This is a genomic window from Klebsiella sp. DY2415 (genome assembly GCF_026314315.1).
GTDB lineage: Bacteria > Pseudomonadota > Gammaproteobacteria > Enterobacterales > Enterobacteriaceae > Klebsiella > Klebsiella ornithinolytica.
The window spans coordinates 5,030,930-5,047,416 of the sequence record NZ_CP111115.1 but is presented as its reverse complement, the minus strand read 5'-3'; the positions used below and the strand labels follow the sequence as shown (position 1 = coordinate 5,047,416).

The window sequence follows — 16,487 nt, the reverse complement described above, 5'->3', positions numbered from 1 at the left end:
ACCCATGATGCCTCGATCAGTTCCACAAACCGGCCAGCCAAAGCGGCGCTTCAGCTGGCCGAAAGGTATGCCGCAAATTATCGCCCTGATCCTCGTGCTGGTGGTGGATAGCTTCGTGGCGCCGCACTTCTTTCAGATTGTGTTACAGGACGGGCGCCTGTTCGGCAGCCCGATTGATATTCTCAACCGCGCGGCACCGGTGGCGCTGCTGGCGATAGGTATGACGCTGGTAATTGCTACCGGCGGAATCGATCTGTCGGTTGGCGCGGTGATGGCGATTGCCGGCGCGACAGCGGCCTCGATGACCGTTGCCGGACACAGTCTGCCGGTGGTGCTGCTGGCCTCCCTGGCGGCGGGGGCGCTGGCGGGCTTATGGAACGGTATTCTGGTCGCGATCCTGAAGATCCAGCCTTTCGTGGCCACGCTGATTCTGATGGTTGCCGGGCGCGGCGTCGCGCAGCTGATTACCTCCGGGCAGATCGTGACCTTCGATTCACCGCACCTGGCCTGGCTCGGGAGCGGTTCGCTGCTGCTGTTGCCGACACCGGTCCTGATCGCGGCCGCGACGCTGCTGCTGTTTTGGCTGTTCACCCGTAAAACGGCGCTGGGGATGTTTATCGAAGCGGTGGGGATCAACATTCGGGCAGCGAAAAACGCCGGCGTGAATACCCGGATTGTGGTGATGCTGGCCTATGTGCTGAGCGGTATCTGCGCGGCGATTGCCGGAATAATCGTGGCGGCAGACATTCGCGGTGCCGATGCCAATAACGCCGGGCTGTGGCTGGAGCTGGATGCCATCCTGGCGGTGGTGATCGGCGGCGGATCGCTGATGGGCGGGCGCTTTAACCTGCTACTTTCGGTGGTCGGAGCCCTGATCATCCAGGGAATGAATACCGGGATCCTGCTGTCGGGCTTCCCGCCGGAGATGAATCAGGTGGTGAAGGCGGTGGTGGTTCTGTGCGTATTGATCGTCCAGTCGCCGCGCTTTATTGGCTTACTGAAAGGAGTACGCGGCCATGATAAAACGTAATTTACCGTTGATGATCACCCTGGCCGTCTTTGTGCTGGGCTATCTGTACTGCCTGACCCAGTTTCCCGGCTTTGCTTCGACGCGGGTTATCTGCAACATCCTGACTGACAACGCCTTTCTGGGCATCATTGCCGTCGGCATGACCTTCGTGATCCTCTCCGGCGGGATCGATCTTTCGGTCGGATCGGTTATCGCCTTCACCGGCGTGTTTCTGGCGAAGGCCATTGGTGCCTGGGGCGTCGATCCGCTGCTGGCATTCCCGCTGGTGCTGGCGATGGGCTGCGGGTTTGGTGCGCTGATGGGCTGGCTGATCGATGCGCTGAAAATCCCGGCGTTTATTATTACCCTCGCCGGGATGTTCTTTCTGCGCGGCGTCAGCTATCTGGTGTCCGAAGAGTCGATTCCTATCGATCATCCGCTGTATGACACCCTGTCCGGGCTGGCGTGGACGATTCCCGGCGGCGGACGTCTGAGCGCAATGGGGCTGCTGATGCTGCTGGTGGTGGTGGCGGGTATCTTTATGGCCCATCGCACCCGCTTCGGTAACCAGGTTTACGCCATCGGCGGTAGCGCGGTCTCGGCGAACCTGATGGGCATTTCGACCCGCAGTACGACCATTCGAATTTATATGCTGTCCACCGGGCTGGCGACGCTGGCGGGGATCGTGTTTTCTGTCTATACCCAGGCCGGGTATGCTCTCGCCGGCGTTGGCGTTGAGCTGGATGCGATCGCATCGGTGGTGATTGGCGGCACGCTGTTGAGCGGCGGCGTCGGGACGGTGCTGGGAACGCTGTTCGGGGTGGCGATTCAGGGGCTGATTCAGACCTACATTAACTTCGACGGCACCCTGAGCTCATGGTGGACAAAAATTGCCATCGGGATTTTGCTGTTTGTTTTTATCGCCTTGCAGCGTGGTCTGACGGTGCTGTGGGAAAACCGGCAGAATTCCCCGGTTACCCGGGTGAGCGGAACGGCGCATCGTTAGCGGAAAACTCCCCTCCCGAACGGGAGGGGAAGGGAAGCGTTACGCGTCCGGGAACTCTTTAATGAAGTTCTCGACGTCTTCAACCATATGGTTGTTGCCGACGAAGAAAGAACGACGCTGGTGCAGGCTGGTTGGGATGATATCGAGAATACGTTCTTTACCATCGCTGGCTTTACCGCCCGCCTGTTCCGCGAGGAACGCCATCGGGTTGCATTCGTACAGCAGGCGCAGCTTACCGTCCGGGTGGCTGGCGGTGCTCGGATACAGATAGATGCCGCCTTTCAGCAGGTTGCGGTGAAAATCCGCCACCAGCGAGCCGATATAGCGCGAGGTGTAGGGGCGCTGGGTTGCGCTATCTTCTTCCTGACAGAACTTGATGTACTTCTTCACGCCCATCGGGAACTTGATGTAGTTACCTTCGTTAATGGAGTAGGTGTTGCCTTTCTCCGGGAAGCGCATGCGCTCCTGAGAGAGGCAGAATACGCCAAGAGAAGGATCGTAGGTGAAGGCATGTACGCCGCAGCCGGTTGTATAGACCAGCATGGTGGAAGAGCCGTAAACCACATAGCCTGCCGCGACTTGCTTGCTGCCCGGCTGCAGGAAATCTTCAACGGTGACCGGTGTTCCAACCGGAGTTATGCGACGGTAGATGGAGAAGATAGTCCCGACGGAGACGTTAACGTCGATGTTAGAGGAGCCATCCAGAGGGTCCATGAGCACCACGTATTTCGCGTGTTCACAGCCTTCAAAGACGACGATCTCATCTTCTTCTTCGGAGGCAATCCCTGCCACGATATCGCGCGCTCGCAGTGCAGCTTTCAATTTTTCATTGGCGAACAGGTCGAGTTTTTGCTGTACCTCACCCTGGACGTTTTCAGCACCGCTGGCACCCAGGATATCGACCAGACCTGCCTTGTTGATATCGCGGTGGATGATCTTGGCGCCTAACTTTATCGCCGACAACAAAGCAGTAAGCTCGCCGGTTGCGTGGGAGAACTCGTGTTGCTTTTCGACAATAAATTCACCTAACGTTTTCATAACCCGTTCCCTGCATGTTTATGTGAAGTAAAACGAACGCAACAATCTTAACAAAGAATAAAAAAAATACGCACAGGTGAATCGCGCCAGCAAAAAACGGATTCGCCTGAAATGCATTTCTCTGATGCCGTACATATGGGTAAAATGTGCCCCAGATTAAAAAGGGAAACGACGAATGCGCATTCATATTTTAGGTATCTGTGGCACGTTTATGGGAGGACTGGCGATGCTGGCTCGTTCTCTCGGTCATGAGGTAACGGGGTCGGATGCTAACGTCTATCCGCCAATGAGTACCCTGCTGGAAAACCAGGGCATCGATTTGATTCAAGGCTATGATGCCAGCCAGCTGGAGCCCCGGCCGGACCTGGTGATCATCGGTAATGCAATGACCCGCGGCAATCCGTGCGTCGAAGCGGTACTGGAAAATAACATTCCGTATATGTCCGGCCCGCAGTGGCTGCATGATTTCGTCCTGCGCGATCGCTGGGTTCTGGCGGTTGCCGGTACCCACGGGAAAACCACCACCGCGGGAATGGCGACATGGATCCTTGAAGCCTGTGGCTATAAGCCTGGTTTCGTGATCGGCGGCGTACCGGGTAACTTCGATGTTTCCGCCCGTCTGGGCGACAGCCCGTTCTTCGTTATCGAAGCCGATGAGTATGACTGTGCCTTCTTCGATAAACGTTCCAAATTTGTCCACTACTGCCCGCGTACGCTGATCCTCAATAACCTTGAATTCGATCATGCGGATATCTTTGACGACCTGAAAGCGATTCAGAAACAGTTCCATCATCTGGTGCGAATTGTGCCGGGTAAAGGCAAAATTATCCTGCCGGAAAACGACATCAATCTGAAACAGACGATGGCGATGGGCTGCTGGAGCGAGCAGGAGCTGGTGGGCGAGCAGGGCCACTGGCAGGCGAAGAAGCTCAACGCCGATGCTTCGCAGTGGGAAGTCTGGCTGGACGGCGAGAAAGCCGGGGAAGTGAAGTGGGATCTGGTCGGTGAACACAACATGCATAACGGCCTGATGGCGATTGCCGCGGCTCGTCATGTTGGCGTGCTGCCGGCCGATGCCGCCAATGCGCTGGGCGGTTTTATCAACGCACGTCGCCGCCTTGAGCTGCGCGGCGAAGCAAACGGCGTGACCGTGTATGACGATTTCGCCCATCATCCGACGGCGATCCTGGCGACGCTGCAGGCGCTGCGCGGTAAAGTCGGCGGAACCGCGCGAATCCTCGCGGTACTGGAGCCGCGCTCCAACACCATGAAAATGGGGGTGTGCAAAGACGATCTGGCGCCGTCCCTGGGCCGTGCCGACGAAGTGTTCCTGCTGCAGCCGCAGCACATTCCGTGGCAGGTTGCGGAAGTGGCGGACGCCTGCGTGCAGCCTGCGCACTGGAGCGCCGATGTCGATGTCCTGGCCGATATGGTGGTCAAAACCGCGCACCCGGGCGATCATATTCTGGTGATGAGCAACGGCGGTTTTGGCGGCATTCATCAGAAGCTGCTCGATAAGCTGGCCAGCAAAGCCGCCGCAGCGGAATAACTGCGCGGCCTGTCCCGTTCTGCCCTCCGCGCGAGGGCAGATCTCCTTTTGTGACTCTGGATTTGTCATGCTCACAGCGAAAAAAATCACCGCTATCGACTCGGTTTATTTTTCTGCCGTTGATGCGCTGTACGTCAAAGCGTTTCCGTGGCATGAACAGCGAGAACCGGCGGCAAAGCAGCAGGCGTTGCGCGATCCGCGCTATGCGCTGGAAGCGTGGTTTGACGGGGAGCTCTTTATTGGCCTGAGCGGCTGCTGGCAGTTTAGCGGCTACAGCTATATTGAACATCTGGCGATTGACGATACGCTGCGCTCTCGCGGCTATGGCAAACGCCTGCTGGCCGGGATCCTTGAACGCGCGCCGTTGACCATTCTGGAAATCGACCCGTTAACCAGCGACATTGCCCATAAGCGGCTGCGTTTTTATGAAACGATGGGCTTTCGCGCCAGTTCGTGGTCGCATTCTCACCCGAGCTATCATGCCGGCATCGCCGATCATGCATTGCTGGTGCTGGGCTACCCTCAGGCGGTTGATGAAGCGCAGTATCGGCGTTTTGCTGAGGATTTACGTCAGGTGGTGATGGCGTAGGCAGGCTGCCCGGGTCCAACGCGTTGGCCGCAACCCGGGGCATGCTTCAGGTGTTAAATTACTCCTTCGCGATAGGCGTTTCGTCTTCTGCCACTTTGGTATCACCCTGAATTGCGGCAATTTTCTTCTCAACGTCGGCAACCTGTTCGCTGCTGTGCAGCAGTGTATAGGTCAGGTCAAACTGCGTGCTGGCTCCTGGCTGAAGCTGTTTCACGCGTTTCTGTTCGCGCTCAATGGTGACCGGATAGGCATAGCTGGTGCCCGGCTCAATACCGGTGACGTAGCCCTGTTTTTCGCTGTCGGTGTTTTTCCACAGCGTCAGCACCGGTAGCTGGCGGGTATCAAACTGAATTGACGCCCCTTTATCTCCCGCCTTGTTAACCACCGCGGCCAGGGTCTGGTGGTTGTCATCCGCCAGCGGCTGAATATTGAATACCATCTCGTCGAACCCTTTGGTCGGCCCGGCGTAGGTTTGCCAGGTCTTCAGGCCCGCTTTGGCATAGTCGTTGAACGGACTGATGCTGGACATAGGTGCCAGAAAACGCGCTCCCTCTTCCAGAATCGGCGTACCGAAGTTGCTGTGATAAATGATCTGGTAATCATGCGGGTAATCCGCGTGGTTGGTTAAGACATCATGCAGGCTGAAGCTGTTGCTGCCGGGGACATAGCGCAGTTCGGTCATGGTCTGCAAATCGGCTTTTTTGAAGGTGCTCTCTTTCACCAGCCCGCGAATGCGGATCTCATACGGGGCGGTATCCGCCACTTCGACTTCCACCTGCGATGCCGGCGTATTCCCGGCTTTACCGTGCAGGGTATAAATTTGCCCGTCAGCAGCGACCGGGTGGCCGGTCCACTCATAGCCGCAGCGCACCATCATCTCATTGAAACCTTCCAGCCAGCCCAGCCCGTTCCGGCTTTCGAGGTTGATAAAGGCCGGATTGACGACCTCTTTCACCGGTGAATCCCAGCCCATTCGCGTGCCGAAACCTTCAATTTTCAGCAGGTTCATGCCCCGGGTCGGGCTGAGGGCGATAGTCAGGCCATCTTTACTGCGGATGACCAGAATTTTACTGCCTTCCTGTTTGCCGCCGTGGAGGACTTTTTGCTCAATGCTGAAATCGCGATCTTTTATCTTCAGCTGATCGCTTGTTATCTGCCAGTTTCCTTTGTCAGTGCCGCTTTCAGCGCTTGTCAGCACCCACGTTTTCGCCGCTACCTGACCGGAAATAAGCATGGAAATGGCCGTCAAAATCAGAGTCTTTTTCATTTTTCATCCCTTTTGCTGAATCGATTGTGTTTCCGATGAAGGGAATCTAATTGCAAGTGGCCGATTAAAACGTGAAGTGCCTCACCTGGTGAGTAAATGCGCATTTTTAAATTTTTAAATGCGATAAATATCGCTTTTTATAAGCAACATGAAATTAATTCGACTTTAAATATGTGAATTTAAGCATCATTAGCTTTAACGATTCAGCTTTTTGGGGAATGGTAAAAACCGGGCGAACGCCAGGGCGGTAATCAGGAAACAGGAAACAGGAAACAGGAAACAGGAAACAGGAATGAGGAATCAGGAATGAGGAAACAGGAATGAGGAATCAGGAATGAGGAATCAGGAATGAGGAATGAAGGTGAGGGCGCGCGTAGAGAGCGGATATTCCCGGCGAGGCTATCGCTTGCCGGGCTACAGGTACAGCGTTATCCGGTAGCCCGGACAGGCGCAAAGCGCCGCCTCCGGGAAAATCTGGCGGGCAAACGCGGAGTTAGCTTTCGCCTTCAGCCAGTTCACGCAGATACTGGAAGATCAGGCGCGCGGATTTCGGCGGCTTGTTGCCTTCTTTCTCTTTTTTGGCGTTACGGATAAGCGAACGCAGCTGCTGACGATCGGCGTCAGGCCACAGGTTTAACACTTCCGGGACCGCATCATCACCCTCTTCAATCAGGCGATCGCGAATCATTTCCAGCTTATGGAACAGCGCAACCTGCTGGTTGTGACGGTTCTTCAGCTTGTCCAACGCCTGGCGAATCGGATCGACATCGCGGCTGCGCAGCATTTTACCAATCAGCTGCATCTGGCGGCGGCGACCCTCTTTCTTGATACGTTGGGCGAGTTCAATGGCGTCGCGCAGGTCGCTATCGAGCGGGATTTTATCCAGCGCGTTTTTTCCCAGCTCAACCATTTCAGCGCCAAGACGCTTCAGTTCTTCCGCGTCACGTTTAATTTCACTTTTACTGACCCAGATAATTTCATCGTCTTCATCTTCAACGTCATCACCGGGCACGTCGTCGAGCCAGTCATCGGGCTGCTTAGTCATCTCAGGCTCCTTAAAAAAAGAGGCTAATGTTACCAGTTAAGGCGCGCACTGAAAAACGGTTCTCTGTTAGACTTCACTTAACACCTTCCTACATTATGGCATTAGCGATGAAAGTCATCTCTCAAGTTGCACAACAGCGCAAGACGCTGGAAGAGGCCGTGACCACGGCGCTGGAACTGGCGGCAGGCAAATCAGACGGTGCGGAAGTCTCCGTCAGCAAAACCACCGGCATCAGCGTCAGCACCCGCTACGGCGAGGTGGAGAACGTAGAATTTAATAGCGATGGTGCGTTAGGCATCACCGTTTATCATCAGAACCGCAAGGGAAGCGCCTCTTCAACCGATCTGAGCCCGCAGGCGATAGCCCGCACGGTACAGGCGGCACTGGATATTGCCCGCTATACCTCCCCGGATCCGTTTGCCGGCGTGGCGGATAAAGAGCTGCTGGCCTTTGACGCCCCGGATCTTGACCTGTTCCATCCGGCGGAAGTGACTCCGGATCAGGCAATCGAGCTGGCCGCGCGCGCGGAACAGGTCGCTCTGCAGGCGGATAAACGCATTACCAATACCGAAGGCGGCAGCTTCAATAGCCACTACGGCATTAAAGTGTTCGGCAACAGCCACGGCATGTTGCAGAGCTACTGCTCAACTCGCCATTCGCTCTCCAGCTGCGTTATCGCGGAAGAGAACGGCGATATGGAGCGCGATTACGCTTACACCATTGGCCGTGCGCTCGAAGATTTGCATACCCCGGAGTGGGTCGGTGACGAATGCGCCCGCCGCACCCTGTCGCGCCTGGCGCCGCGTAAACTCTCGACGATGAAAGCACCGGTTATCTTTGCCAACGAAGTCGCCACCGGGCTGTTTGGTCACCTGGTCGGCGCTATCGCCGGCGGCGCGGTCTATCGCAAATCCACTTTCCTGCTCGACTCCCTCGGCCAGCAGATTCTGCCGGAGTGGCTGACGATTGAAGAGCATCCGCATCTGCTGAAAGGACTGGCCTCGACGCCGTTCGACAGCGAAGGCGTGCGCACGGAACGTCGTGACATTATTAAAGACGGCGTGCTGACGCAGTGGCTGCTGACCAACTACTCGGCGCGCAAGCTGGGCATGAAGAGCACCGGACACGCGGGCGGCATTCATAACTGGCGGATTAACGGCCGCGGTCTGAGTTTTGAAAAGTTGCTTAAAGAGATGGGCACCGGACTTGTCGTCACCGAATTGATGGGGCAGGGTGTCAGTGGCGTGACCGGCGATTATTCGCGCGGTGCTTCTGGCTTCTGGGTTGAGAATGGTGAAATTCAGTATCCGGTAAGCGAAATTACCATCGCCGGCAATTTGAAAGATATGTGGCGTAATATCGTGACCGTGGGTGACGATATTGAAACGCGTAGCAATATCCAGTGCGGTTCCGTGCTGTTGCCTGAGATGAAAATCGCCGGACAGTAATAGCGGATTATCCCCACTATTCACCATCCAGTTTGCAGAATAATCTGTACAGAAGGGCGCTCCCTGCGGCGCCCGTTTGCTTAAATAATAAAAAAGGATGTGAGCAATGCGTAAAAAACTGTTAGCAATGCTGGCCGTCTCCGCCCTTACGATGGGGTCTGTTTCGGCATTCGCCGCTGAACTGGGCGAAGATATGGATACTATCGCGCAAAACCTGCAGGTGGTGCAGAAGACCTCCGATGCGGGCGAACTGAAAGCGGCATTGACGAAGATGCGCAGTGCCGCCGTGGATGCGCAGCAAGCCACCCCGCAGAAGCTGGAAGGCAAAGCGGCGGACAGTGCGGAAATGAAAGACTATCGTCACGGTCTGGATATTCTGATTGGTCAGATTGACGGTGCGCTGAAGCTGGCGGAGGAAGGTAAAGTAAAAGAGGCGCAGGCTGCCGCTGAAGGGTTCAAAACAACCCGTAATACCTACCATCAGAAATACCGTTAACGTCTGTTACAGGAGGTTTCTGTCGAGACCTCCTGCTTGTCTCCCGCGATAAAACCCTGCTGGCATCACACTTTTCCCTTTTTCTTTTCCGCTTATTCAGGCAACGGCAACCGCCAACGCAATGATTTTCTTGTGATGCTCATCACGTGATTTCGCCCAAAACGTCCTCTCCGCGACAGTTTCACGTCGATTATGTGCAATAGATCACGCATGCCGTCCGCCTTTCCACTTCGAAGTGGAAAACAACTCGCTACAAACTCCTTCCCCCCGGCGCTAGTTTTATCCCCAGAGACATCAACGGGGTAACACAAGTGAATAACGGAGCGGTAATAAACGACGTAGGGGAACAGGCAAAGCAAACGGAGCAGTTGGCTGAGAAGATGCTGCCACGGGTTTATGCACTGTTAAGCCGTCGCAATATCATCCCCAACGCCGTCCAGGAGCAGATGCTGACTTCCCACGTGCGGGCGATGGCCCACCGGTCGATTAGCGGCGAGCCGCTGCCGGAAGTGGATGCCAGCCTGTTTGAAGAAATTTCAGAAGATTCAATGATGCTGGCCCGCGAAGTGGTCGCGGAATTCGGCAACCTGCCAGAAGAAGAGTCCTGGCTGCTGTCCGTCCACTTCGAAGTAGCAAAAGACAACCTGTAAGGAGCAATAAAATGGAACAGATTACTGTGGTAATTGGCGACCGCCTGGGTAAAGGGCAAAAAGTGGCCGCTGGCGCGGAAAAAGCCGGTGCTCGTGCTGTTGTTGTACCGGGTGTTGCCGCTGATATGAAGCTCGGCGACATGATGAAAGCAGAAAACGCCACCTTCGGCATCTCCTTCTGCGGCAGCGGCGGCGCAGGCGCCATCACTGCGCAGAACAAGCACGGCTACAAGGCAAAATATGGCATGCGCTCCGTTGACGAAGGCGTGACTGCGATCAACGAAGGCTACAACGTACTGGGTTTCGGCTTTATGGATAAAGAAGAGCTGGGCGAGCGCCTGGTGGAAGCCTGGAAAAAGAAATACGGCGCGTGAGCATGAAAGAGCAATTCACCACGACGGTGAGCGTGAAGGGTAAAGGCGAAAGCAAAGCACGGGCCTTCGCCGACGCCCTGAGCCATGTACAGGCAGCGGTGATGAAAACCTCGCCGCATATCTTACTGCGTATTGAGCCACAGGATGTGAAGGTTGTTCGTGCGCATGAAGCGACGCGCAAAGAAGCGTTTCTGTTCTTCTTTTTGCGTCGTGAACGACGGACCTACAGCGTGGAGCTGGATGTCACCGTCAACGTGACGGCCATTAATGTCGATAAAGTGGATTTCGTCACGCAAACCTGAATTTCATCATAGGGTTAAACTATGTTCCTGATAATTTTAATAAAATCGCTCATTATCGGCGGCCTGGTCGGCGTCGGAGTGGGCGCCGGAGCGGCACGCATGTTTCATGCGCCTACCACCCAGGGGATGGGGGCGTTTCGTACCTTGGGCGAGCTGAATTCCCGCGAAGGCGATCCGGCTTCTCACTTCTCCTTTGGTCTGGGATTCTTCTTTAACGCCTGGGCCTCTTCCGTTGCAGCAGGCTCATTCACCCAGGACGTCGATCACCGCATTATCCCGAACTGGGGCGCTGCGGCATTGATGTTGAAAAATCGTAACGTCGGCGAAACGCTGCACGATCCGAAGAAAATGGCGATTGCCTGCGGCATCATCGGCATGCTGGTGGTCGCCTTCTTAAACCTGACCGCCTCTTCCGTACCGGAAGCGCTGCAGGTCACCGCGGTGAAGGTGCTGGTCCCGGCGGCCAACCTGCTGGTTAACACCGTAATGCCGGTTATCTTCTGGCTGGCAGCCATCGACGCCGGTAAAAAATCGGGCTTCTGGGCCACTATTTTCGGCGGCGCGGCGCAGCTGATTATGGGCAACGCCGTACCGGGCCTGGTACTGGGGATCCTGATCGGTAAAGGCGTAGAAGAGAGCGGCTGGAACCGCGTCACCAAAGTGATGATGTCCGCCATTATTGCGCTGTTTGTCCTGAGCGCCTTCTTCCGCGGCTTTGACATTAAGACACTGCAATCCTTCCATCTGACCGTGCCGAACTGGTTGGATCTGATCCACAACTCGCTCAGCGGCAAATAACAGGAGCCTCTAAATGGAACAGAATAAAGGTTTTTGGTATGCCGACTGGTCGTTTCCGATTTTTGTTGGTCTGCTTTCGTCCGGTGTTTTCGCCGGGACCCACATGTATTACCTCTACGGCATCGGCGCATTTAACGAAGTGGCCTTCGTGGCCATGCTGAAAGCGGGTATTGATACCGGCGCTTATGGCGCGGTAGCCGCGTTCGGCGCCAGCTTCCTCTTCGCCCGTATTATCGAAGGTTCGCTGGTCGGGATCCTCGATATCGGCGGCGCGATTCAGACCGGCGTCGGTCTTGGCGTTCCGGCGCTGCTGCTCGGGGCTGGTATTGTCTTCCCGGTGGCGAACTTTGCCGCCTCGCTGGCGACCGGTCTCGCGCTGGGCCTGGCGATTGGCTACATCATTATTCTGGCGCGTAAGTTCACCATCAATCAGAGCGACTCCACCTACGGTGCCGATGTGATGATGGGGGCCGGTAACGCCTCGGGCCGTTTCCTCGGGCCGTTGATTATCCTCAGCGCCATGACCGCCTCAATTCCTATCGGTATCGGTTCTTTGGTCGGCGCGCTGCTGTTCTACATCTGGCAGAAGCCGATCACCGGCGGCGCCATCCTCGGTGCAATGATTTTAGGTTCGCTATTCCCGGTAGCGCTGTGACACCAACGGGCGCCTATGCGCCCGCCTTAACAGGAGATACGTATGTTTGATTTACTCCTGCGCCGTGCGCGCCTCGTCGACGATACCCTGACCGATATCGCCATCCAGGACGGAAAAATTGCCGCGCTGGGCGAGATTAGCGCGTCTGCGCGCAAAACCGTCGATCTGCATGGTAATTATTATGTCAGCGCCGGCTGGATTGATTCCCACGTTCACTGCTACCCGAAGTCACCGATTTATCATGACCAGCCGGACAGCATCGGTATTGCTACCGGCGTCACCACCGTGATTGATGCCGGGAGCACCGGTGCAGACGATGTCGATGACTTTTATCAGCTGACCCGCGAAGCGGCTACCGACGTTTATGCGCTGCTCAATATCTCCCGCGTCGGGCTGATTGCCCAGAACGAGCTGGCCAATATGGCCAACATTGACGCGGATGCGGTGAAGCAGGCGGTCGCACGCCACCCGGATTTTATCGTCGGCCTGAAGGCGCGCATGAGCAGCAGCGTTGTCGGCGAGAACGGAATTACGCCGCTGGAGCGGGCGAAAGCCATCCAGCGGGAAAACGGCGATCTGCCGCTGATGGTGCATATCGGCAACAACCCGCCGAACCTCGACGAAATCGCCGAACGGCTCAGCGCAGGCGACATCATTACCCACTGCTATAACGGCAAACCGAACCGCATCCTGACGCCAGAAGGTGAGCTGCGCAGCGCGATTACCCGCGCGCTGCAGCGCGGCGTGCGGCTTGATGTCGGCCACGGTACCGCCAGCTTCAGCTTCGAAGTGGCCCGACGGGCCATTGCGATGGGCATTCTGCCGCACAGCATCAGTTCCGATATTTACTGCCGCAACCGTATTGACGGCCCGGTTCGCTCGCTGGCGCTGGTGATGTCGAAGTTCCTCGCCATCGGCATGACGCTGCCGCAGGTCATTGATTGTGTCACCGTGAATGCCGCGAGTGGGCTGCGCCTGAAGAGCAAAGGGCAGCTGGCCGTGGGCTATGATGCCGATTTAACGCTGTTTACCGTGCAGCATGCGCCGACGTTACTGGTCGACGCGGAAAAAGAGAGCCTGCAGGCTGACAATATTCTGGTGCCGCTTGCCGCGATTCGCGCAGGCAAGGGCTATCTGACCGAACAAGGGAGCGCGGAAAATGCCTTCGATTTTTGAAAAATACCATCTCAAGCAAGTCATCAATACCTCCGGCCGCATGACGGCGCTGGGTGTCTCCACTCCGCGTCCGGAAGTGGTGGAGGCGGTGATGAGCGGCATGAATCACTATTTCGAAATCAAAGACCTGGTGAATAAAACCGGGGAATACATTGCGCAGCTGCTGGATGTGGAGGGGGCGACCGTCGTCTCCTGCGCCTCGGCGGGGATCGCGCAGTCGGTCGCGGCGGTGCTGGTGAAAGACAGCAGCTGGCTGCTGGAGAATCTGCACGTTACGCCGATTGAGAACAATGAAATCGTGCTGCCGAAAGGCCACAACGTCAACTTTGGCGCGCCGGTGGGTTCGATGGTCGCGCTGGGCGGCGGTAAGCTGGTGGAGGCGGGCTACGCCAACGAATGTTCCGCTGACCAGCTGGCGGCAGCGATTACCCCGCGCACCGCGGCGATTCTGTATATCAAATCTCACCACTGCGTGCAGAAAAGCATGCTCAGCGTAGAGCAGGCGGTGGTCGTGGCGCGCAAACATAACCTGCCGCTGATCGTCGATGCGGCGGCAGAAGAAGACCTGCAATGCTACTACCGGGCCGGGGCTGACCTGGTGATTTACAGCGGCGCGAAAGCGATTGAAGGGCCGACCAGCGGTCTGGTGGTGGGGAAAACTCAGTACGTTGAGTGGGTGAAACGCCAGTCGGCGGGTATTGGTCGGGCGATGAAGGTAGGTAAAGAGGGGATCCTCGGTCTGACCTGCGCGATTGAACACTATCTGCTGGCGCGTAAAGAGAGCGGTGATGAGATGGTTGCCAAAATGACGCCGTTCATTAACCAGCTGAACACGCTTAATGGCGTCACCGCCCGTGTTGTCTGGGACAGCGCCGGCCGTGATATCGCCCGTAGCGAAATCAAATTTGATGAAGCCGTTACCGGCATCGCCACCGGCGAACTGGTGGACGCGCTGAAACAGGGCGAATACGCCATCTATTTCCGCGGCTATAAGGCCAACGAAGGGATTATTGAAGCCGATGTTCGCAGCGTGAACGCACAGCAGCTGGAGATTGTCTCTCGTCGCATCGCCGAGGTTCTGAACAAGGAGAAAAACGCATGAAACTGACCCCCAACTTTTACCGCGATCGGGTATGTCTGAACGTTCTGGCGGGTAGCAAAGACAACGCCCGCGAGATCTACGAGGCGGCGGAAGGTCACGTTCTGGTTGGCGTGCTCTCCAAAAACTACCCGGACGTGGCGAGCGCGGTGGCGGATATGCGTGAATATGCGCAGCTCATCGATAACGCACTCTCAGTAGGGCTGGGAGCGGGCGATCCGAACCAGTCGGCTATGGTCAGCGAAATCTCGCGTCAGGTACAGCCGCAGCACGTCAATCAGGTGTTCACCGGCGTCGGCGCCAGCCGTGCGCTGCTCGGGCAGAACCAGACCGTGGTCAACGGCCTGGTGTCGCCGACCGGCACACCGGGTAAGGTTAAGATCTCGACCGGGCCGCTGAGCAGCGGCGTAGCGGACGGCATTGTGCCGCTGGAAACCGCCATCGCCCTGCTGAAGGATATGGGCGGCAGCTCAATCAAATACTTCCCGATGGGGGGCCTGAAACACCGCGATGAGTTCGTCGCAGTGGCACAGGCCTGCGCCCGCCATGATTTCTGGCTGGAGCCGACCGGCGGCATCGATCTGGAAAACTACAGTGAAATTTTGCAGATCGCGCTGGACGCGGGCGTCAGCAAAATTATTCCGCACATTTATAGCTCGATTATTGATAAAGCCAGTGGCAATACCCGTCCGGCGGACGTTCGCCAGCTGCTGGAGATGACCAAAGCTCTCGTCAAATAGGTTTGCTGTCCCGCCGCACGCGTTGCTTTGTGAGAGACGCGTGCGGAAACCCCCCATCGAACCATCAAGGAGTCACTATGCCCACCGCTCGTCACCTGCTTGTTGCTTCACTTTCTCTGTTGGCTGCCACCGCCTCCGCGCAAACGCATTATGCCTGGGTCGGTACCTACAACCCGAATGGCGAAGGCCTCTACCGGTTTACCGTCGACGGTAAAACCGGCGCGCTGCGCGATAAGGCCCTGGTCAGCTCGCTGCCGAATGTGGCCCAGCTCACCGTATCGCATGATGGTAAAACCCTGTATGCCGCCAGCGAAGTGGAAAAAGGGGTGGTACAGGCGTGGCGGATTGAAGCCAACGGTGAGCTAACCGCTCTCAATCAGGTCTCTTCGGCGGGGGCCGGGCCGGTCTATCTGTCGCTGACACCGGACGGTCGTCATCTGCTGGTGGCAAACTATGTCAGCGGAACGGTGGCGGTGCTGCCGATCAAAGACGATGGCAGCCTCGGCGAGGCGGTTGATAGCCATCAGGATCAGGGCCCTGCCGGCGCAGAACGGCCGGCTGCGGCCGCCGAGGGGAGCTTTGCTATCAGCGATCATAACGGTCCCCATGCCCATATGATCGCCGCCGATCCGAGCGGGAAATATGTTTATTCTACCGACCTGGGGCTGGATCGGATCTATCAGTACCGGCTGGACAACGGCAGCGGCAAGCTCACGCCGAACGATCCGCCGTTTATCGCCGCCTCTTCTGCCGGCGCCGGACCGCGGCATTTTGTCTTTACGCCGGAAGGGGATGGTCTGTGGCTGATTAATGAAGAATCCTCGACGCTGACGTTCTATCATCTTGATAAGAAAAGTGGGCTGTTGCGCGAGGGCAAAACGGTCTCCGCGTTACCGCAAGCGTATAAAGGCACCAGTTTCGCGGCGGGGCTGGCGCTGAGCGCCGACGGAAAACAGCTGTATGTCGCCAACCGTTTACATAACAGCATTGCGCACTTTAGCGTGATGGCCGACGGCAGCCTGAGTCATCAGGAAGATATCTGGACCCGCGGCGACTACCCCCGCACGCTGACGCTGGATAATCAGGGGCAGTGGCTGTACGTCATGAACCAGCGTAGCGATAATATTACCCGTTTTAGCGTGGCGCCTCAGAGCGGTAAGCTGACCTTTGCCCCGGACTACACCCCGGTAGGCAGCCCATCACAGATGGTGATATCCGCTCAACCTTGAGCCGTAAGATGAAGGAA

At 56.7% G+C, this 16,487-nt stretch carries 18 protein-coding genes; 15 read left to right on the top strand and 3 right to left on the bottom strand.

The annotated features are described in order from the left end of the window. Positions 1-4 precede the first annotated feature (4 nt). Positions 5-1,030, top strand: coding sequence for a galactofuranose ABC transporter, ATP-binding protein YtfT (gene ytfT, locus OQV00_RS23895; protein WP_004857188.1), 1,026 nt, complete (start codon positions 5-7; stop codon positions 1,028-1,030). Further along, complete coding sequence (yjfF, locus tag OQV00_RS23890; protein ID WP_004857190.1) at positions 1,017-2,015, top strand: galactofuranose ABC transporter, permease protein YjfF; 999 nt, start codon at positions 1,017-1,019, stop codon at positions 2,013-2,015. Before ytfT ends, yjfF begins: the two co-directional genes overlap by 14 nt. A 39-nt stretch (positions 2,016-2,054) precedes the next feature. On the opposite strand, the gene fbp is transcribed toward yjfF, so the two are convergent. After that, positions 2,055-3,053: a class 1 fructose-bisphosphatase gene (fbp, locus tag OQV00_RS23885; protein WP_004857193.1), complete on the bottom strand. Its 999-nt coding sequence runs from the start codon at positions 3,051-3,053 to the stop codon at positions 2,055-2,057. 175 nt (positions 3,054-3,228) lie between these two features. Here fbp and mpl point away from each other — a divergent pair, with 175 nt between their 5' ends. Both mpl and OQV00_RS23875 read left to right on the top strand, forming a co-directional pair. Next, complete coding sequence (gene mpl, locus OQV00_RS23880; protein WP_004857194.1) at positions 3,229-4,602, top strand: UDP-N-acetylmuramate:L-alanyl-gamma-D-glutamyl-meso-diaminopimelate ligase; 1,374 nt, start codon at positions 3,229-3,231, stop codon at positions 4,600-4,602. 67 nt (positions 4,603-4,669) lie between these two features. Then, entirely contained in the window at positions 4,670-5,191 is a 522-nt protein-coding gene (locus OQV00_RS23875; RefSeq protein ID WP_004857197.1) for a GNAT family N-acetyltransferase, read from the top strand. 58 nt (positions 5,192-5,249) lie between these two features. Here OQV00_RS23875 and OQV00_RS23870 read toward each other — a convergent pair whose 3' ends face one another. Together OQV00_RS23870 and yjgA are read right to left on the bottom strand one after the other, a co-directional pair. Next, complete coding sequence (locus OQV00_RS23870) at positions 5,250-6,458, bottom strand: aldose 1-epimerase family protein (protein WP_054829135.1); 1,209 nt, start codon at positions 6,456-6,458, stop codon at positions 5,250-5,252. 493 nt (positions 6,459-6,951) lie between these two features. Then, complete coding sequence (gene yjgA / locus OQV00_RS23865) at positions 6,952-7,503, bottom strand: ribosome biogenesis factor YjgA (protein ID WP_004857200.1); 552 nt, start codon at positions 7,501-7,503, stop codon at positions 6,952-6,954. A gap of 95 nt (positions 7,504-7,598) precedes the next feature. Here yjgA and pmbA point away from each other — a divergent pair, with 95 nt between their 5' ends. The 11 genes from pmbA (at position 7,599) to OQV00_RS23810 (ending at position 16,470) form a co-directional block, all read left to right on the top strand. Further along, positions 7,599-8,951 carry a metalloprotease PmbA gene (gene pmbA, locus OQV00_RS23860; protein ID WP_004857202.1) on the top strand — a complete coding sequence of 451 codons (1,353 nt, stop codon included), beginning with the start codon at positions 7,599-7,601 and terminating at the stop codon, positions 8,949-8,951. Positions 8,952-9,057: 106 nt separating this feature from the next. Next, on the top strand, positions 9,058-9,447 hold the full coding sequence (gene cybC / locus OQV00_RS23855) for a cytochrome b562 (RefSeq protein ID WP_192226647.1): 390 nt from the start codon (positions 9,058-9,060) through the stop codon (positions 9,445-9,447). A 311-nt stretch (positions 9,448-9,758) separates the two neighbouring features. Beyond that, on the top strand, positions 9,759-10,097 hold the full coding sequence (locus OQV00_RS23850; RefSeq protein ID WP_015585305.1) for a hypothetical protein: 339 nt from the start codon (positions 9,759-9,761) through the stop codon (positions 10,095-10,097). Positions 10,098-10,108: 11 nt separating this feature from the next. Then, positions 10,109-10,471, top strand: coding sequence for an SFCGS family glycine-rich protein (locus tag OQV00_RS23845; protein ID WP_004098072.1), 363 nt, complete (start codon positions 10,109-10,111; stop codon positions 10,469-10,471). A 2-nt stretch (positions 10,472-10,473) separates the two neighbouring features. Further along, the gene (locus tag OQV00_RS23840; protein WP_004857212.1) at positions 10,474-10,773 is read left to right on the top strand and encodes a DUF4312 family protein; all 300 of its coding nucleotides are present in this window, start codon (positions 10,474-10,476) and stop codon (positions 10,771-10,773) included. A 21-nt stretch (positions 10,774-10,794) separates the two neighbouring features. Then, positions 10,795-11,571: a DUF4311 domain-containing protein gene (locus OQV00_RS23835; protein WP_266279528.1), complete on the top strand. Its 777-nt coding sequence runs from the start codon at positions 10,795-10,797 to the stop codon at positions 11,569-11,571. Between the two features lie 13 nt (positions 11,572-11,584). Continuing rightward, the gene (locus OQV00_RS23830) at positions 11,585-12,226 is read left to right on the top strand and encodes a DUF4310 family protein (RefSeq protein WP_004857216.1); all 642 of its coding nucleotides are present in this window, start codon (positions 11,585-11,587) and stop codon (positions 12,224-12,226) included. 42 nt (positions 12,227-12,268) lie between these two features. Further along, positions 12,269-13,402: an amidohydrolase/deacetylase family metallohydrolase gene (locus OQV00_RS23825; RefSeq protein ID WP_004857218.1), complete on the top strand. Its 1,134-nt coding sequence runs from the start codon at positions 12,269-12,271 to the stop codon at positions 13,400-13,402. Continuing rightward, the gene (locus OQV00_RS23820) at positions 13,386-14,504 is read left to right on the top strand and encodes a DgaE family pyridoxal phosphate-dependent ammonia lyase (RefSeq protein WP_004857221.1); all 1,119 of its coding nucleotides are present in this window, start codon (positions 13,386-13,388) and stop codon (positions 14,502-14,504) included. Before OQV00_RS23825 ends, OQV00_RS23820 begins: the two co-directional genes overlap by 17 nt. Continuing rightward, on the top strand, positions 14,501-15,241 hold the full coding sequence (dagF, locus tag OQV00_RS23815) for a 2-dehydro-3-deoxy-phosphogluconate aldolase (RefSeq protein ID WP_266279526.1): 741 nt from the start codon (positions 14,501-14,503) through the stop codon (positions 15,239-15,241). The genes OQV00_RS23820 and dagF overlap by 4 nt, the downstream gene beginning before the upstream one ends. A 77-nt stretch (positions 15,242-15,318) precedes the next feature. After that, positions 15,319-16,470, top strand: a complete 1,152-nt coding sequence (locus OQV00_RS23810; RefSeq protein ID WP_015585304.1) for a lactonase family protein — start codon at positions 15,319-15,321, stop codon at positions 16,468-16,470. The last annotated feature ends 17 nt before the right edge of the window (positions 16,471-16,487 follow it).